The organism is Limosilactobacillus antri DSM 16041, from assembly GCF_000160835.1.
In the GTDB taxonomy this organism is placed as follows: Bacteria; Bacillota; Bacilli; order Lactobacillales; family Lactobacillaceae; genus Limosilactobacillus; species Limosilactobacillus antri.
Genome location: NZ_GG700733.1, coordinates 387,750 through 405,411 on the forward strand (window position 1 = coordinate 387,750; position 17,662 = coordinate 405,411).

Annotated in this window: 15 protein-coding genes; 7 read left to right on the forward strand and 8 right to left on the reverse strand. The window is 54.9% G+C overall.

The window, feature by feature from the left end; genetic code table 11:
• Positions 1 to 109 precede the first annotated feature (109 nt).
• Complete coding sequence (locus HMPREF0494_RS05440) at positions 110 to 1,189, forward strand: DHHA1 domain-containing protein (protein ID WP_040458920.1); 1,080 nt, start codon at positions 110 to 112, stop codon at positions 1,187 to 1,189.
• Between the two features lie 113 nt (positions 1,190 to 1,302).
• Here the strand turns inward: HMPREF0494_RS05440 and HMPREF0494_RS05445 are convergent, their stop codons facing one another.
• From HMPREF0494_RS05445 to HMPREF0494_RS05470, 6 genes are all read right to left on the reverse strand, one after another.
• Positions 1,303 to 1,938, reverse strand: a complete 636-nt coding sequence (locus HMPREF0494_RS05445) for a DUF421 domain-containing protein (protein WP_007123945.1) — start codon at positions 1,936 to 1,938, stop codon at positions 1,303 to 1,305.
• A 108-nt stretch (positions 1,939 to 2,046) separates the two neighbouring features.
• A complete protein-coding gene (locus HMPREF0494_RS05450) occupies positions 2,047 to 2,394 on the reverse strand; it encodes a DUF3290 family protein (protein ID WP_007123946.1) in 348 nt (115 codons plus the stop codon).
• Positions 2,395 to 2,490: 96 nt separating this feature from the next.
• Positions 2,491 to 3,135 carry an HAD family hydrolase gene (locus HMPREF0494_RS05455; RefSeq protein ID WP_007123947.1) on the reverse strand — a complete coding sequence of 215 codons (645 nt, stop codon included), beginning with the start codon at positions 3,133 to 3,135 and terminating at the stop codon, positions 2,491 to 2,493.
• The gene (locus HMPREF0494_RS05460; RefSeq protein ID WP_007123948.1) at positions 3,122 to 5,797 is read right to left on the reverse strand and encodes an HAD-IC family P-type ATPase; all 2,676 of its coding nucleotides are present in this window, start codon (positions 5,795 to 5,797) and stop codon (positions 3,122 to 3,124) included. Before HMPREF0494_RS05460 ends, HMPREF0494_RS05455 begins: the two co-directional genes overlap by 14 nt.
• Positions 5,798 to 6,107: 310 nt before the next feature.
• On the reverse strand, positions 6,108 to 6,848 hold the full coding sequence (locus tag HMPREF0494_RS05465; RefSeq protein WP_040458837.1) for an LrgB family protein: 741 nt from the start codon (positions 6,846 to 6,848) through the stop codon (positions 6,108 to 6,110).
• The gene (locus HMPREF0494_RS05470) at positions 6,826 to 7,284 is read right to left on the reverse strand and encodes a CidA/LrgA family protein (protein WP_007123950.1); all 459 of its coding nucleotides are present in this window, start codon (positions 7,282 to 7,284) and stop codon (positions 6,826 to 6,828) included. Before HMPREF0494_RS05470 ends, HMPREF0494_RS05465 begins: the two co-directional genes overlap by 23 nt.
• A 267-nt stretch (positions 7,285 to 7,551) precedes the next feature.
• Here HMPREF0494_RS05470 and HMPREF0494_RS05475 point away from each other — a divergent pair, with 267 nt between their 5' ends.
• Both HMPREF0494_RS05475 and HMPREF0494_RS05480 read left to right on the forward strand, forming a co-directional pair.
• On the forward strand, positions 7,552 to 9,315 hold the full coding sequence (locus HMPREF0494_RS05475; protein WP_040458838.1) for a sensor histidine kinase: 1,764 nt from the start codon (positions 7,552 to 7,554) through the stop codon (positions 9,313 to 9,315).
• On the forward strand, positions 9,296 to 10,033 hold the full coding sequence (locus tag HMPREF0494_RS05480; RefSeq protein ID WP_007123952.1) for a LytR/AlgR family response regulator transcription factor: 738 nt from the start codon (positions 9,296 to 9,298) through the stop codon (positions 10,031 to 10,033). The genes HMPREF0494_RS05475 and HMPREF0494_RS05480 overlap by 20 nt, the downstream gene beginning before the upstream one ends.
• Positions 10,034 to 10,250: 217 nt before the next feature.
• Here HMPREF0494_RS05480 and HMPREF0494_RS05485 read toward each other — a convergent pair whose 3' ends face one another.
• Both HMPREF0494_RS05485 and HMPREF0494_RS05490 read right to left on the reverse strand, forming a co-directional pair.
• Positions 10,251 to 11,174 carry a proline-specific peptidase family protein gene (locus HMPREF0494_RS05485; RefSeq protein ID WP_007123953.1) on the reverse strand — a complete coding sequence of 308 codons (924 nt, stop codon included), beginning with the start codon at positions 11,172 to 11,174 and terminating at the stop codon, positions 10,251 to 10,253.
• Between the two features lie 86 nt (positions 11,175 to 11,260).
• Positions 11,261 to 13,669, reverse strand: a complete 2,409-nt coding sequence (locus HMPREF0494_RS05490; RefSeq protein ID WP_007123954.1) for a Xaa-Pro dipeptidyl-peptidase — start codon at positions 13,667 to 13,669, stop codon at positions 11,261 to 11,263.
• 153 nt (positions 13,670 to 13,822) lie between these two features.
• Between HMPREF0494_RS05490 and HMPREF0494_RS05495 the strand changes: the two genes are divergently transcribed.
• The 4 genes from HMPREF0494_RS05495 to HMPREF0494_RS05510 are packed head-to-tail and all read left to right on the forward strand — an operon-like array spanning position 13,823 to position 17,608.
• Positions 13,823 to 14,914, forward strand: coding sequence for an ABC transporter ATP-binding protein (locus HMPREF0494_RS05495; RefSeq protein WP_040458839.1), 1,092 nt, complete (start codon positions 13,823 to 13,825; stop codon positions 14,912 to 14,914).
• Positions 14,914 to 15,720, forward strand: coding sequence for an ABC transporter permease (locus HMPREF0494_RS05500; RefSeq protein ID WP_007123956.1), 807 nt, complete (start codon positions 14,914 to 14,916; stop codon positions 15,718 to 15,720). Before HMPREF0494_RS05495 ends, HMPREF0494_RS05500 begins: the two co-directional genes overlap by 1 nt.
• Complete coding sequence (locus HMPREF0494_RS05505; protein WP_007123957.1) at positions 15,720 to 16,538, forward strand: ABC transporter permease; 819 nt, start codon at positions 15,720 to 15,722, stop codon at positions 16,536 to 16,538. Before HMPREF0494_RS05500 ends, HMPREF0494_RS05505 begins: the two co-directional genes overlap by 1 nt.
• Entirely contained in the window at positions 16,535 to 17,608 is a 1,074-nt protein-coding gene (locus HMPREF0494_RS05510; protein ID WP_007123958.1) for an ABC transporter substrate-binding protein, read from the forward strand. Before HMPREF0494_RS05505 ends, HMPREF0494_RS05510 begins: the two co-directional genes overlap by 4 nt.
• Positions 17,609 to 17,662: the final 54 nt, after the last annotated feature.

The window sequence follows — 17,662 nt, forward strand, 5'->3', positions numbered from 1 at the left end:
ATCATACCAATTTGCACCGGCCCTGTCAGTTAATCCGCTGGGCCCACAGCGGCGCCAGGTAAAAAATTGTATAATGAGCTTAAATAAATTTAATAAGGTGGTCACGAAAATGGTCAAACGGTTGATTAAACTTTTTTCACATAATGATTTGGATGGCTTTGGCGCCCCGATGCTCCTTCAGGCGGTTCAGCCGACGATGTTTGGGGATGTCGAGTTTGACATGACAAACTGTGGTGCGGGGCGGATCGATGATGAGTTTGCCCGCTGGCTGCGGAGTCCGGAAGCCGGGCGGTTCACGGATGTCTACATCATGGACATGACCCCGGACAGCGACTACACCTTCCAACAGCTGAACGCCAACTTTGCCAACCACTGGCTGGTGTTTGACCACCACGAGAGCGAGGCCGGATTACGGCAAAAGTACGCCACAAATAGTGTGCTGCCGGCGAACCCGCAGGTCAACCCCAGTGCGGCCAGCCTCGTTTGGGACTGGCTGACCCGGCAGCCCCACTTTACCGACCTGCCAGAAGAGCGGCGGCGGGAACTCGCCTACCTGGTGGAGCTGATTCGGGCCTATGATACCTGGGACTGGCAAAACGACCCGGAGATGGCGGAAACGGAACGGGTCGCCGCTGATGAACTCGACCAACTCTTCTGGTTCTATCCCCTGCAGGATTCGGCGGCCTTTGTGGGGGACGTCTTTGCGGCGGGCTGGGATAAGTATCACGCGGCCAACCAGCTGCTGATCCGGACCCTAAACGAGCGGCGGACCAAGTACCTCAAAAGCCACCTCAAGGACGTCCTTAAAGCGGAATTGGCGGGGCACCAGTTTGGGGTTGTCTACGCGAGTGACTACAAGTCTGAAATTGCCCACGCCCTGTTGGAACAGCATCCAGACGTAGATGCGGCGCTGGTCGTCAGCCCGGTTAGCGTGTCCCTCCGGAGCAACGGTAAGCTGGACGTGGCCAAGTTTGCCGAAAAATATTTTGGCGGCGGTGGCCACGCCGACGCTGCGGGTGGCCGTTTAAACGTTAACCTGATTAAGGTCGGGGAGCAGGCGGTCATCGATGACCTGGCCCAGACGATTAAAAACCAGGCGGCGGAAAAGCAGCAGGAGGAGAGTACCCTGGCGGATAACCTTGATCCAGAAGTCGCCGCTAAGATGGCCGCCTTGTTTAAGAAGGATTAATCAAACGGACCGGGACTTGTGAAGTTGGCTCCACGGTATAGAAACGCCCTCCAGTATTCGGTAAAGCCGAACGATGGAGGGCGTTGGTGTTTTCTAAAGACTAGCTCTCGGGCTTAGTCCCGCGGGTAGGAAACCAGGTGCAGCTGACCATGGACGTATTCACCCAGGTAGATATCCTTAATCTCCTGGTAGCCGGCCTGGCGAACCTGCGCTAGCAGCCAGCTTTGGTCGTGGTGAATCAACTCAAGCACGTCCTGGTTGATCTGCCCGTCGTTAATGATTGGGAAGCGTACGTCCTGCTCATCATTTTCAATTACCACCAGCTGGCCGTTTTGTTCCAGAATGCCGCTTTTGACCTTGCTAAGCTCATACACGCCCTGGGTGCGTAAGCGAAACATTAGCTCACTGGCGGTCATGCCAGCACGCATACACGCTTCGACCCGGACCTGCCCGTTTTTGATCAGAATCTGGGGCTGGCCGTCGAGCACCTTTTGGAGGACCCGGTTGTGCTCCTTGAGAAACTTAACGACGAAGACAATCAGGGTCCAAATCAGGAGGACCATTACGAATTGGAGAACCGTAATCTCGCGGTTATAGATGATTCCCCCGATAATGCCCCCGAGGACGTAGTTTTGAACCTGGTCAACGGCGGAACTGGGGGCTAGATTGCCCTTGCCGAGAATATTAATTTGAAAAATTAAGCAGACCATTCCCAGGATAAACTTAATTGTGATTAGCCCGTAGTCCATGGTATTCCTCCTTTATTTACGAACGTTGACAGTGTGGTTGACAACGTGGGCCCGGGTCAGCGTGTAGTTGTCGCCGTTCGGGCTCATGTTGACCCGGTAGTCGCGGCCCTAAAAGCGAACCAGGATGCCGTCGGTCAAGGTCGTGGAATTGACCACCACCTGGGAGGCCCGCAAGCCGTGGTCCCTAGCAACCGCCTGAATGAACGGCCGCATCTGTAATGACTGGGTGTGCTGGTAGTAATCGTGCTCCAAGTTGGTAATTTGCAAGCCCGTAAAAATTAGGAGGAGCAGGAAAAAGATGATTCCCAGGTCCCGGTTCCGTGAACGCAGCCGGTGGTGAAGGTACCGAATGGCGTTAAAAATAATCAGCAACAGCAGGATGATAATGACGACGTAGTTAATAATGCTTTCGAGCTGTTGTTGCTGCTTGAAGTAGCTTTCTGCGTAAAAGGTCATGTGCTAATTCGCCTCCAAACAAAAAGCCCGCGAGATAGCAACCTGCACGGGCTTGATTTTCGACTAGTCTAACAACATATCGTTGAAGGAGCAATCTTATATTTTCAAGAGGTCTAGCGGGCTGGCTAACGGGTAGTCGGCATCTTTGATGGCAGCCGGATTGGCCGAACCATAAAGGGCCCCGGCAAACTTTACCCCCGCCGCCCGGGCCGCCTTGAGGTCATTGATGGTGTCGCCAACGTAGACGCTCTCTTCCGGGGTCGCCCCCAACCGTTCTACCGCCGCCAAAATCGGTTCGGGATCCGGCTTATGCTTGGCCGTATCCGACTCAGTGATCGCCGCTTCAAATAGTTTAGCGAAGGGGTAGCGCTGGGCAAAATGCTCCTCATATTCCGACCGGAGCTTGGACGTTGCCACCCCCAACCGGTTGCCGGGGACGGCGGCTAGTGCCTGGAGCGCTTCGGGAATTTGGGGGATGACCTTGATTCGGTCCTCACGCTGGTAGGCCAAGTTAAACCATTCCTTTTGAATCGCCGCGCGGTCCTCCGGCTTGACCCCGAAGAGCTTCAGTGCATCTTCCCCGGTAATTCCAAAGAGGCGCTGCATGGTCGCCTGTTCATCCTGGGGCGCGATTGAGTAGCCGTGCTTACGCAGGGTTTCGACCATCGCTGGCATGTACATATCAAAGGTGTCGATCAGGGTGCCGTCAATATCAAAAATAAAGGTGTTAATCTTGGTCATTGTGTGCTTCCTTTCTTAATCGCAGCCACTTGTCGAATTCTGCCACTAGCATAATCAGGCAGGAAAAGACCACCACGGCCAGCCATTCGGTCAGGCTAATCCCCGTTACGTGGAAGGCGGACTGCATGAACGGCACGTAGGTCAAGATTAGCTGGAAGGCCAGCATGATCCCAATCACCAGCCAGGCCTTGCCGGTAATCGTTTTAATCTGGCTGAGCCCATACCGGTCGCTTCGGATACTGAAGAAATAGAACAGCTTGCTGATAACGATGACGTTAATCATCATGGTAGTCGCGTTGACGACGCTGCTGCCGTGGCCAGTGAACCAGTCGTAGGAGACCAGGGCAAAGATCGCCATCAGGGCGGAAACGTAGCCCATTTGAATCAGGTCGTGGCGACCCATTAGCCGGGCAGAAACTGGCCGTGGTGGCCGGTTCATCAAGCCCGGCGCGGCCTTTTCAAAGACAAAGGCGAACTGGATTGTGATGGCGGCCACCAGGTTGATCCAGAGCAGCTGGACCGGCTGCAGCGGGACCTGTTGGGCGGTCAAAATCGAAAAGGCGACGACCAGGCCTTCGGCAAAGGAGGTCGGCAAAAGGAAGAGGATACTCTTCTTGATGTTATCGTAAATCCGCCGGCCCTCTTCAATGACCGCGGCCATCGTGGCGAAGTTGTCGTCACCGAGAATCATATCGGCGGCGTCCTTGGCGACATCGGTTCCCTTGATTCCCATTGCGACCCCAATGTCAGCCTGTTTTAACGCCGGGGCGTCATTAACCCCGTCACCAACCATGGCGGTGACCAGCTGGTCCTTTTGCAGGGCGTTGACGATTTCGAGCTTGTTTTGCGGGGTGGTCCGGGCAAAGACCTGGTTGTCTTTTGCGGCGGTTGCCTGTTCATCAGGAGAAAGCCGGTCCCATTCGGCGCCGGTGATTGCGTGAATTTCGCCGGGGGCCAGCCCTAGCTGGTGCCCAATCGCCCGGGCAGTTTGCGGGTCGTCACCCGTAATCATCTTTACGGCCACGCCAGCCCGGTTCATCTGCTTCAGGGCGGCAATCACTTCTTCACGGGGGGCGTCTTGCAGGGCAGCCAGTCCCAGCAGGTGGATGCCCCGGTAGAGGTGGTCGTGTTCGACCTCTAGCAGGTTTTCACCGGTGACGGTCTGGTAGCCAAGGGCGATCACCCGCTTGCCCTGCTGGGACCACTCATTGACCCGGCGCTGCCACTTGGCGGCGTCGAAGTGCGGGTCCGCTTGAGCGGCCATCCCAAAAAGCTTATCCGGAGATCCCTTGACAAAGATGACCTGGCGGCCGTTCGCCTGGTCTTTCGTCAGTTCGGCAATGTAGCGGTAGTCCGAGTCGAAGGGCAGGAGGTCCAGCGGTTCAAACGGGGACTGGTAGTCAACGCCCAACACTTTCCGGTAGAGGGTTAAAAAGGCTCCGTCCGTCGGCTCCCCGTTGATGGTCCACTTACCATTTTCTTCGGCCAAGACAGTGTCGTTAGCCTGGAAACCTGCTTCCAAGAGGAGCTTGAGCTGGTCGGTCAATTCTGTGGGTTGCCCATTTGCCAGTAGCTGACCCTCGGGTGCGTAACCGGTCCCGGTAACCGTGTAGTGGCGGTCGCCGGACCAAAGTTCGATTGCGGTCATTTCATTTTTCGTCAGCGTCCCGGTCTTGTCGGTCGCAATCACGTCGACCGACCCCAGGGTTTCTACCGCCGGCATCGACTTGATAATCGTCTGGTAGCGTTTGGCCATCTTAGAAACCCCAAAGGCCAGAATGACCGAGGTGGTGGCGGGGAGCCCTTCAGGGATTGAGCCCACCAGCATGGCAACGACGGCCAGGGCGAGGGCCGGCAGGGAGTAAATTTGGAGGAAGAAGCCGACCACAAAGATGATCGCCGAACCGATGATGGTAATGTAGGACACTACCGTTCCTACATGGTCGATTTCCTTGGTCAGCCGGGTCTTCTTCGGCTTGATCTGGGCGACCTCTTGGGAAATCTTCCCGATTTCGGTCTGCTCACCGGTAGCAACGACAATGCCGATCCCGCTTCCGCTGGTGACCGCGGTCGACGAGTAGGCCATGTTGACCCGGTCCGCCAGGGGAACGTCCGGGTCGGTTAACGCTTCGTCGGTCTTAATGACCGAGTTGGTTTCCCCGGTCAGGGCCGATTCTTCAATCCGGAGGTTGTCAGCCGAAACGATTCGCAGGTCGGCTGGTACATTGTCCCCAGCTTCAAGGAAGACGACGTCACCGACTACTAAGTTGGCGGCGTCAACATCCTGGCGCTGGCCGTCCCGGTAGACGGTCGCGTGTTGGGCCATCATTTCCTGAATCTTGGCGAGGGCGTTGGCAGCGCTGGTTTCTTGGAAGTAGCCGATCAGCGAGTTTAAGATGACTACCGCCAGGATGACGATGGCATCAGTATAGTGGCCGATTAAAATCGTCAGCAGGGTGGCAACGAGCAGGATGTAAATCACGATGTTATTAAACTGGCGCAGGAAAATCTTCCATTTTGGCGTTGGCTTAACTTCCAAAATGTTCTTACCGTCCTTGGCAAGCCGCTGCTGAGCCTCGTGAGCGCTCAGACCGGTAGTCAATTCTGTTAGACCGTTGGCTTGCATAATTTCGTCAGTAGTTAGTTGGTATGCTTGTTTCATTTTGCTCCTTCGTCAAGTAGTAAAGCGACATTACAACGGGCCAATCTGGCGGGGTTAGTGCGGCTTTATTGTGATGCGTTGTTCTCCTCCTATCTGAATACTTGCTAACCTTAGCCTACCATATTTCAGTCAGCGACTAGCTGCTGTTAAAAAAAATTTAACTTATTTTTGCTCGACGACACAAAAAAGCACCAGAAATCGTTTCAATCCGGCTTCTGGTACTTAGCGATTGTAAAAACGGGGTGGCTTGAGAGGAGAACGCGGTCAGATACTAGTAAGCACCTTGCCTGTTTTTCGCAAGCAACGCCACTTACATGAAAAGGTGGGCGTATAAGGGGACCAAGATGTCCATTGCAAGAGAAATGATGAGGACGGACACCCCGGCCATTGCTCCTTGGACCTTACCAATTTGGAGGGCCTTGACGGAACCAACCGTGTGACCAGCTGAACCAAGTCCTAACCCAGTAGCGACCGGGGAAATTTTTCTAAGTCCCAGGTACTTGATTAAAATCCCCGAGAGGGCGTAGATGACCACGGCATTTAAGATACATGCCATTGCAGTGATTGCGGGAACCCCGTGAACTCCAGCGGCAATTGGCATTGCGACAGCAGTCGTTGCTGCTTGGGGGAGCATTGAAGCGGTCGACGCGGTGGAAAGGCCAAATGCCTTACATACGAGTTGGATCAATGCCAGGGAGATAAAGCCGCCGACAAAACAGATTACGATAATGTCAAACCAGTATTTCTTGAATACTTTGCTGACCCGGTAGATTGGGATCGCGAAAGCCACAGTTGCGGGATTGAGGAACCAGAAAATTAAGTTGCCGCCTGGTAGGTAATACTTAGTGTATACGGCAGCGGTGTCCATGTGGGTGAGTTTTCCCCAGATCATCAGGGTGAAAATCCCCAGGAGCATCCCGACGAGCAAGGGGTTGAAGAGGAAGAAGCCGTTGCTCTTTTTAGAGAGCCACATCCCAATCATGTAGGCGACGAGTGAGATTAAAATCCCAGTAAAGGGCAGTGTTAAATTAGACAAGATTGTGCTTGTCATGGTCAATGACCTCCTTTGGCTGCTGGTCTGGTTGCGAATTGGTGATTTTGTGGTGGATTTTCATCACCAGCGCACCGGTGTAAGCAATGACGACCAAGAGGATGATCGTTGAGATGATAATTACGATCACATCCTGCAGACCCTCTTGTCGCATAATATTCAGGTGGGCGGCGAGCTGCACTCCTGATGGAACGAAGAGGAATGCAATCAAACCGATCATAAAGTCACCGAATCTTTCAACCTGTTCCAGTTTGACGATTTTTAGTTCGAGTAAGATGTACAGGAGTGCCATCCCAATCAGCGGGGTCGGGACAACAAGGCTCTTTGGAAACATACTTGAGATAATTTGGGAAACGAAAAGCACTACCGCAAAAATCCCCATTTGGACAATGATATTGGCAGCTTTCTTTTCTCCTTCCCGGTGCTGATTTTTCATTTGGAACTCCTCCTTACATTGGCTTTCCCTGCTTATAACTTTACGGCTTTAATATAGTCTGTTTTAGCAAGCTTGTGGATACTTTCACGATGAACCGCCGCTGTACGGTGACCAAATGCTTATCTCGCCGGATTAAATACTTGGCTGGCGGCATGAATTGCTCAGCTGCATTAGTCGAACCAGGCTAGACAGCCCGGCCCGGAACATTTATCATAGACGCAACCAGGCCATCTTTTGGCTCGATTATTAAGAAAGGTGGAGAGCGTGTTGCTTGACCTATCAGTTTTGATGGCGGAGCGGGTCGGCTTTGTCATTATTCTGGCCTTCCTGCTGGTCAACATTCCTTATTTTCGCAAGCTCTTGTTTCACCGGAGCTTTTCTTCAGCAGTCCAGCTAATTTTAATTTTTTCCTTATTTGCGATTCTCACCGACCTGACGGGGATTGAGTTAGACCCCAATAACGTCATCCAAAACCAGTCCCTGTTGACCCATGTCCCATCGACCTACTCCGTCGTCAATGCACGGATCCTGTCGGTGACGGTGGCGGGGATCATTGGCGGACCCTGGGTTGGCAGCACGGTCGGCTTGATTGCCGGAAGTTTCCGGGTCCTCCAGGGCGGACTCGCCCAGCAGGCGTGGTTTTACGTGCCGAGTTCAGTGTTGATTGGGATTGCCTCGGGCTTGCTGTATAAAAACCGGCGGACATCCTTTGCAACCATGACCGCCTCCAAGGCTTTTTTTGTCGGGCTAAGCATGGAATTGGTCCAAATGGTCTTTATTCTGCTTTTCAGCCCGACCGGCTGGAAACTGGTGCGGGTGATCGCCATCCCGATGACGATTATCTCTTCGATTGGGACGTCAATTTTTATTTCAATCATCACGATGTACCTGCGCCAGGAGCAGGAAACCAAAGCGACCCAGACGCAATCGGTCCTGCAGTTAGCCAGCGAAACGCTTCCCTACTTCCGTAACGGCTTGACGATGAGTTCGGCCCAGCAGATCGTGAAAATTATCAAGGAGCACACGAACTTTGACGCCATTAGTATCACCAACCGGGAAATAATCCTGGCCCACATTGGTGCCGCTAGTGACCACCATATTGCTGGCAAAACCTTAGCGACGCAGCTGTCGCAGTCGGTGACTACTTCCGGCAAGGTCCAGGTCGCCCGAACGGCCAAGGCCATCGGCTGTGCCCACCCTGACTGCCCCTTAGAAGCGGCGGTGGTAGTACCACTGAGTGCTCACCACGAAATCGTCGGCACTCTCAAGATGTACTACGTTGACAGCTGGCGCCTAACTCCCGTTGAAATTCAGCTGGCGATGGGGTTGGGGGAAATTTTTGCTGGTCAGATTCGCTTAGGGGAGGCGGAAAAGCAGGCCACCCTCCTCCGCAATGCCGAGATCAAGTCCCTCCAGGCCCAGGTCAACCCCCACTTCTTTTTTAATGCCATCAACACGATCAGCGCGTTGAGCCGTTTTAACGTTGAACAGGCCCGTCAGCTGCTGCTCCAGCTGGCGACTTACTTTCGGGCCAACCTGCTGGGTGCCCGGGCCACCCAAATTACCCTTGATGCTGAGATCAAGCAGGTCCAGGCATACCTAGAACTAGAACAGGCACGCTTTCCGCACCGCTATCAGGTTAACTTTGCGATTGCAGTCGACCGCAATGTCTTGGTGCCGCCGTTTAGTATCCAGGTGCTGGTCGAGAACGCGATTAAGCATGGCTTTGAAGGACGAAAGTCAGGCAATGTGGTCACCGTGATTGTGACCCGTGAACAAGACCGGCTGGCGATTCGGGTTCAAGATAACGGGCGTGGAATTGCTCCGGCGATTCAAGAAAAGCTGGGGCGGGAAGTAATCAATTCGAGCCGTGGCAACGGAACGGCATTCTATAATCTCAACCAGCGCCTGGTGGGACTGTATGACCAGCACAGCCGCCTGCAAGTTCAGTCAGGGAACGCCGGAACGGTAGTGGCGACAAGCATTCCATTCCAAACGAAGGAGCAGAATAATGAAAGTATTGATCGTTGATGATGAGCCGCTGGCTTTAAGTGAGCTGCGCTTCTTGCTGGACAAACAGCCCAATGTGGATCAAGTGGTTGAGGCGGATGGGGTGACGGCCGCTAAGCAGCAATTAGCAAAAGAAGTGCCCGATATGATGTTTTTAGATATTCGCTTAGAAGATGGCAACGGGATGGCGTTTGCTAAGCAGCTCAAGGAACGCCCTGACTGCCCCTACATTGTTTTTGCGACTGCCTATGACCAGTATGCCCTCGATGCCTTTGAAGCCCAAGCGGTTGATTACGTGATGAAGCCCTTTGAGCAGGGACAGATTGATGAAGCGGTCAACCGGGTCCAAAAACTGCTTGACCGGTCTGCCAGGACGCCCGGGGGCCGCCAGGTTAGTCAGCAAAATGCGAACCCGCGGCTTTCGCTGAGCAGTGATGACCGAACGCTCGTCGTGCAAAAGACCGCGATCTACTATATCGAGGCGGTCAAGGGAAAGACTAAGGTGGTAACGGACCGGGAAATCATCAGCAGCCAGGCCCTGAAAAAACTGTATGCCCAATTAGACCCGGGTCAGTTCCTGCAGGTTCACCGGAGCTATATCGTAAACCTCAATCAGGTGCGGGAAGTTCAGCCGTCTTTTAATCAAACCTATGTCTTGACGCTGGAAAACGGGGCCAAGGTCCCAGTCAGCCGCTCCTATGTAGCTGCAGTTAAGCTGGCACTGGGAATCAACCAGTAGCAGCGAGGGCTTCCGCCTGGGCACGGATAAACTCAAATCACCCTCCAGAAGTTGGTGTTGCCAGCTGCTGGAGGGTGACTTGTTTGCGAGCTTATCGCCAGATATTGAAATGTTAAAAATTAGTCTAATGTGGAAACTGGTTATTTTCCCCGTTATGCTTATAGTTAAGAACTAGCAAGCGGCTGGTAAAATTTCTCCCGGCTGCGCACCGCTGGGCTTAGTTTTTCGCTGACTGGTTAAATGACTTTTCCTCTACTGACCGGATAAAGTCAGCGAGGTGCTTGTAGTACACGTCAGGGTTGTCAACCATATGGTGGTGGCCCCCGTTAGGCGTCGTCACCAGCTTGGAGTTCGGAATCAAACCGTCCATCGTCTTAGCAGTTTCCAGCGGCATGGTTTCATGTTCGCCAAAGGTTAGCAGGGTTGGGACCTTGATGTTCTTTAGCTGGTCGCGGAAGTGCCAATTCTTGAGCTTCCCGGTGATGACGAATTCGTTATCGCCCTGGAAGACATTGTACACCGCGTCACCGCCGAGGTCTTTCAGGTGGTAAAGCTTAGAAGGCTGCTTGCGGTCCACGTACTGTTCGTTCATGACTTGCACGTATTTCTGGTACTGCGGGTTGCTGTAATCGTTGCGTTCTTCGCAGTCCTTCATGAAGGCCACCGCTTCGGCCGGCAGGGTCTTTTCCCGGAGGGCGTTGACGTGGTCGACGTATTCGTCAATTTCATCCACCATGGAAGAAATGATGGCGCCCTTGAGGTGCTGGCCATACTTAACCGCGTATTCCTGGACGAGCAGGCCGCCCCAGCTTTGCCCAATCAGGTAGATGTTATCCAGGCCGAGCTTTTCCCGTACTTCGTCAACTTCATCGAGGAAGTATTCGTAGGTGAGGTACTTTTTGGCGATGGCCGGGTCAGAGTAGTCTGGTTGGTCAGAGTACAGGGAACCCAGCTGGTCGTACATCGTTACCTGAACGTTTAGTCCCTGCTTAGCGAGCTGGTCGGCCGCATCTTCCCAGTATTCATGGTTGCCACCGGGGCCGCCGTGGAGGGCGAGCAGGTGGATGTCACCGCTCCCCTGGGTGTTGGTCCAGAGGTGGTAGCCATTATCAAGCGTAATGATTTTTGTTCCTGTCTTCATTCTAATTCTCTCCTTTGCCAATTCATGGTAAACGTAATATCAAGTTTAACGCATTTTGGCGCAGGATGCGAAGAACAGCACTTGTATTAGTCGAGCGGCTGGCTGCCAGGGATGGTCAGCTTGGCCTTGGCAACCGGTAGGCGGTAGCTGATGTTTTCGTTGCCGCGGAGAGTAAAGGCGTAGTCGGTTGCGTAGATAATTAGTTCCAACTGGTGCCCCGCTGCCAGCTGGTGGAAGAGCGGCTGGAGATCAAAGGTGACCGTTACGAGCTGACCGGCAAAGAGCTCGTCGGTCTGGCGGGCGTTATGACGGTTTTGCAGGTTAATGTGTCCCCGGCTGATCACCTGGTAGTCCGTCGGCGCCTTTTGCAGCTGGAACTCCCGGAGGTCATCGCTGGCCCAGTGGTAACCCAGTGGCAGGCCGCCCCGGTTGATAATGACTGGCGACGGGGTCAGCCGTTTGGCAGTTCCCCGGTCGACTAACTGGGCGCTGATCAGGCCATGGTCAGCGGAGGAGGCCACCTGCAAGGTCAGGCGGGGGGTTCCCCGGAGCAAGGTATCCTGACTAACTGGGGCGCTGGTGAAGTGGCGGCTAAACCGGCCCTCATCGTGGAAGAGCGCGTCTTGCCACTTGGCCGGTGCCTGACACCAGCGAGTGTAGTCGGCTGTGGCTTGCTGGTCACTGAAGCGCTGGATGTCATTAGCGTCCTCATTAGGGCTGGTGGTCAGCGCCTGCCCTTGGAGGTAATAGTTGGCTGGCTGGCCCGCGGTCCACTGGTCGTAGCTGGTCCAGGTTGCCGGCGTGCGGTTGGACTGGACGAGGACGGCGGGCAGGACCTCATCGGCATGGTTGTCCAGTCCCCAGAGCTTGTTGGCCAGCCATAAGTTCACCATTTCCGAAAAGTCGAGCGACTGGAAGGCGTTGATGTAGATGTGCTGTCCCTGGTGGAGGATCAGCTTGCTAGTGACCGGGAGCTGGGCCAGGCCGTCTGCCAGCGCTTTGACGTTGCTGGGTTTGACGTTTGTATCGTTTAAGCCGTGGACCATCATAACCGCGGCTTTGATGTGGGAAATCTGCGGCCGGTAATTGCGGGCGGCCCAGAAGTCGTTATAATTGCCGGTCCGGCGGTCCATCGCGTCCGCCATCCGGTCAACGTAGTTTTGGTAGCGGGCCTTCACCCGGGAAAAGTCGGCGGGGCGCTTAGTCCGGCTGAAGGTTTCATCGGCCAGGGTGTCGGCGTCTTCACCCTGGAAGCCTCCGGCGGCCCGTACCAGGCCGTTTTCCCGGTAGTAGTCATACCAGCTAGAAATGGCGGCTTCACTGATGATGGCCTTGAGACCGGCGACTCCGGTGGTGGCTACGGCCGTCGCCAGGGTTCCCAGGTAGGAGCGGCCGGTCATCGCCACCCTGCCGTTGCACCAGCCCGTCGCGATCGTATAGCCGCTTTCCCGGTCGGTAAACGCCCGGCGGTCACCGTGCAGCCACTCCACGACAGCCTTCATGGAGGCCGTTTGTTCTGGCGAGCCGCAGGTCTGGAAGCCGTCTGAATCCTTGGTGCCGATTCCGGCTGCGTAGACGATCGCGTAGCCCCGGACCGCCAGGTAGTTGTTCAGCGTGTAGGCCGGCGTCCCGGTGAAGCTTGCGGTGGCCTCCTGAGCCTCCCCCTTGACGGTGTGGTAGGCAAAGTTGGTTGGAAAAACCTCTTCTGCCGGAGCCTGCTGGTCCGCTTGCTTGTGAGTAAGCGGGTAGTTGACCTTGTGGGTCGCCTTGACGCCCCATTCGTCGTTGGTCCCCTGGTTATACGGACTGGCCGTAAAGACGGCTGGCACTTTCTTAACGTTTGATTCCCGCGGCCGCATGATTTCGACCTTGACCAGGTCGGCCTGGCCGTCGAAATCGGTGTCGAGGTCGGTTTCGACGTAGACGACTTCCCGGATAAACTGCTGGGGGTCGTAGCTGGCGATGGGTTTACCGTTAAAGAAGAGCGGCTTTTGGTCGGCTGGCAGGTCGTAGGTCCAGGCTAAAAAGCCGTGGGCCGTCAGCAGGTCTAAGTAGTTTTGCCCGTTCTTGGCCCGGGTGTTGAGCAGGAGGTAGAAGGCGTCAACTACATCGGCGCTGGTCCAGGTCGCGTGTTCGCGGATTGGCAACTGCAGTTTCCGCCAGCCGGCAACGGGCTGGTCCAGTTGAAAATCAATTGCTGGTTCAAAGCGCAAGAGCTGGAAAGCAACCCGGTAAAAGACGGCGGTGGTCAGGGGTTCGCCCTGCTTAAACCAGTCATCGAGGGCTACGGTCGGGGTGGCGAGCAGGTCGTGGAGCCATTCTGCGGCGGTCAGCGGGCTGTTGATTCCCAAACGGGTGCGGATCAGCAGGGTTTCGAAGAGCTCGGCGGGGGTGAGCTGCTGGTCTTCCTTTGCCCGCAACAGGTGCAGCATTGCCAGCTCCCGGCGTTCCTGGGACGGGCTAACGTCGATGATGCTAAATTGGTTAAATTTCATTTGATCCACCTCATTGAAAAAAACGGAGTGCTGATAATTTACTTCTTCCCTCTATTGTAAACATTTTCTCCGCCAGCGGGGCCGACTTTTTCACTAATTAACGGTATAATTTAGGTGCTGTACTTAATTCAGAACTTTGCGAGGGAATGGCTAATGGCGAACAACATTATGGAATTTCGGCACGTTGAAAAACGGTTTGATGACAACGTGGTCTTAAAGGACATTGATTTTACGATTGAAGCGGGGAAGTTCTATACCCTGCTCGGCCCCTCTGGCTCCGGGAAGACGACCATTCTCCGGCTGATTGCCGGCTTCGACCAGCCAACCAGCGGGGAAATCCGGTTTGCCGGCCGGCGGGTTAATAACGTCCCGGCTAACCAGCGGCAAGTCAATACGGTCTTTCAGGACTACGCGCTCTTTCCCCACATGAACGTGGCCGAAAACGTGGCCTTCGGCTTGCAAATTCGGGGAGTTAAGAAGGCGGAAATCGAGCGGCGGGTCCAAGAAGCCCTCAAGCTGGTTCAGCTGGAGGGCTATGGTGAACGGGCGATTACCGCCATGTCCGGCGGTCAGCGTCAGCGGGTCGCGATTGCCCGGGCGATTATCAACAAACCCCAAGTGCTCCTGCTTGATGAAGCCCTCTCGGCCCTCGACCACAAGCTCCGGGTCAATATGCAGACGGAGCTGCGCCAGCTGCAGCGGCAGTTGGGAATCACCTTTATTTTCGTTACCCACGACCAGGAAGAGGCGCTGGCAATGAGTGACCAGATCATGATTATTAATGACGGCACGATCCAGCAGAGCGGGACCCCGGTCGATATTTATGACGAACCGCTGAACCACTTTGTCGCTGACTTTATCGGCGAGAGCAACATCGTGCCGGGAATTATGAAGCGGGACTACCTGGTTTCAATCAACGGCCAGGACTTTGAATGCGTTGATGCCGGGATGCGGCCTAACGAGCGGGTCGAGGTGGTCATCCGGCCGGAAGACTTAGACATCACCACGGTTGAGAATGGCCAGCTGGTGGGCACCGTGGCGACCCAGCTCTTCCGGGGGGTGGATTACCAAATCACCGTCCATGACGTTCGCGGTCACGAGTGGAAGATTAATTCCATCCACAAGACCACGGTCGGGGCCCAGGTGGGAATCAGCTTTGATCCCGAAGATATTCACGTGATGCGCTATAACGAAACCGAGGCGGACTTCGACGCTCGGCTGGACAGCTATGAGGAGGACGACTGATGCGGCAGAAAATACTTTTTATCGTTCCCTATGCGCTCTGGATTGTCCTCTTTGTGATTGCCCCGCTGGTTTTGATTTTCTACCAGTCTTTCTTTGACATCAGCGGGCACTTTACCCTGGGGAACTATGCTGATTATTTGACCTCGCGCGTCTACCTGAAGATGACCCTAAATTCCGTCTGGTACGCCTTTTTGATTACCCTGGTGACCCTGCTGATTTCCTACCCGACGGCTTATGTCCTTGACCGCTTGCCGAATAAGCAGTTCTGGCTGCTGCTGGTGATTCTGCCGACCTGGATCAACCTCCTGCTGAAGACCTACGCCTTCATCGGCCTCTTTAGCCGGACCGGGTCAATTAACCAGTTCCTGCGGTTCGTCGGTCTGGGCAGCCACCAGCTGCTCTTTACCGACGCCAGTTTTATGTTTGTGGCGGCCTACATTGAAATTCCCTTTATGGTGCTGCCGATTTTCAACTCCCTGGCCGAAATTAGCCCGTCGTTGATCAACGCCAGCAAGGACCTCGGAGCCAGCCAGTGGCAGACCTTCCGCAAGGTGGTCCTCCCCCTGTCGATGCCGGGGGTCAAGGCCGGAATTCAAGCGGTCTTCATCCCCTCGCTCTCCCTCTTCATGATTACCCGGCTGATTGGTGGTAACAGGGTGATCACCCTGGGGACGGCGATCGAGGAGCACTTCCTGACCACCCAGAACTGGGGGATGGGATCGACCATCGGGATGATCTTGATTATTGCAATGTTTATCGTCATGTTCGTCACTGGTGAAACGAAGCAGAAGGGGGGCAGCCGCTGATGAGCAAGCGTCATGTTACCTGGTCGGGGCTTTACCTGGCCCTGGTCTTTGTCATTTTGTACGCACCGATTATCTACCTGGTGGTCTTCTCCTTTAGTGCAGGAACCACGATGGAGCGTTATCACGGCTTTTCACTGCGTCATTACGCGGACCTCTTTGGCGACACCCGGATGATCACGATTGTCTTTAATACCATCATCATTGCCCTGTTAGCGTCCCTGATCGCGACCATTATCGGGACCATGGGAGCGCTGGCGATTAAGAATACCCGAGGAAAGTGGCGCAACGGTCTGTTGTCCCTGAACAACGTTTTGATGGTGTCCCCGGACGTCATCATCGGGGCGAGCTTTTTAATCTTCTTTACCATGCTGGGGATCCGGCTGGGCTTCGTTTCCGTCCTGCTGAGCCACATTGCCTTTTGCATCCCGATTGTGGTCCTGATGGTGCTGCCGAAGATCAATGAACTTTCCCCAACCCTGGTGGACGCCGCTTACGACCTCGGGGCGACCCGCTGGCAGGCGCTCTCCCAGGTTGTCCTGCCCGCCATTACTCCGGGGATTGGGGCCGGTTACTTTATGGCCCTGACCTATTCCTTAGATGACTTTGCGGTCACCTTTTTCGTCACTGGGAACGGTTTCTCAACCCTTTCCGTGGAGATTTACTCCCGGGCGCGGCAGGGGATCAACCTGGAAATTAATGCCCTGTCTGCCATCATGTTCCTGGTGTCCCTCTTACTGGTTCTGGGGTATTACTTTATCAGCAAGCATGGCGGCCGGCGTAACCGGATCGTGACCGTGAAGGAGGGGGACGCACAATGAAAAAGCTGTTTGCAGTTGTCTGCGGAATCGTCGCTCTCTGTGCGGCTCTGGCCCTTGGCAGCTGGGCGCTGAACCACCGGCAGGGTGGCGGCTCGGCAAAGCTCCTGACGATTTACAACTGGGGGGACTACATTGATCCGGCGCTGATTAGCAAGTTTGAACGGCAAACCGGCTACCGGGTCGACTACGAAACCTTTGATAGCAACGAGTCGATGCTGACCAAAATCCGGCAGGGCGGAACCAACTACGATTTGGTGGTGCCGAGCGAGTACACGGTTCAGCGGATGAAAAAGGAACACTTGCTGGCCCCGCTGGACCACCGGCGGCTGACCAACTTCCACTACATTGCCCCTGAATTCCGCAACCAGCCCTTTGACCGGGGCAACCGCTACTCGGTGCCGTACTTTTGGGGGACCTTGGGGATTATCTATAATGACCAGAAAGTCCGGGCCCAAGACGTCCAGCACTGGTCCCAGCTATGGAACCCCCGCCTGCGAAATAACCTGATGCTGATCGATAGCGCCCGCGACGTCTTTGCCATGGCCCTGATTTCCCAAGGCCAGTCGGTCAATACGACCAGTTACGCAAAGCTCAAACAGGCGCAGGACCACCTGAAAACCCTGACGCCGAACGTCAAAGCCATCGTGGCCGATGAAATGAAGATGTACATGGAACAGGATGAGGCGGCGGTCGGGGTCACCTACTCCGGAGATGCTCGGGAGATGATGTCCGTCAACCACCACCTCCACTACGTCGTCCCGAGCGAGGGGAGCAACATCTGGTTTGATAACATGGTCATCCCCCGTGCGGCCAAGAATAAGGCCGCAGCGTACGCCTTTATCAACTTCATGCTGGAACCGGCCAACGCGGCCCAGAACGCGGAATACGTTGGTTACGCCACCCCAAATGCGGCGGCCCGCCGTCGCTTGCCGAAACGGATTACGGCAGATCAAGCCTTTTACCCGCCCGCGAAGACGATGCGCCACCTTCAGGTCTACCGGGACCTGCCGCTCAAGACGCTGGGCGTGTACAACGACCTCTTCTTGGAGTTTAAGATGTTTGCGAAATAATTGTGATTAAATAGCGCCCCAGGGAACGGGAATCGTCCCCTGGGGCGCTATTTT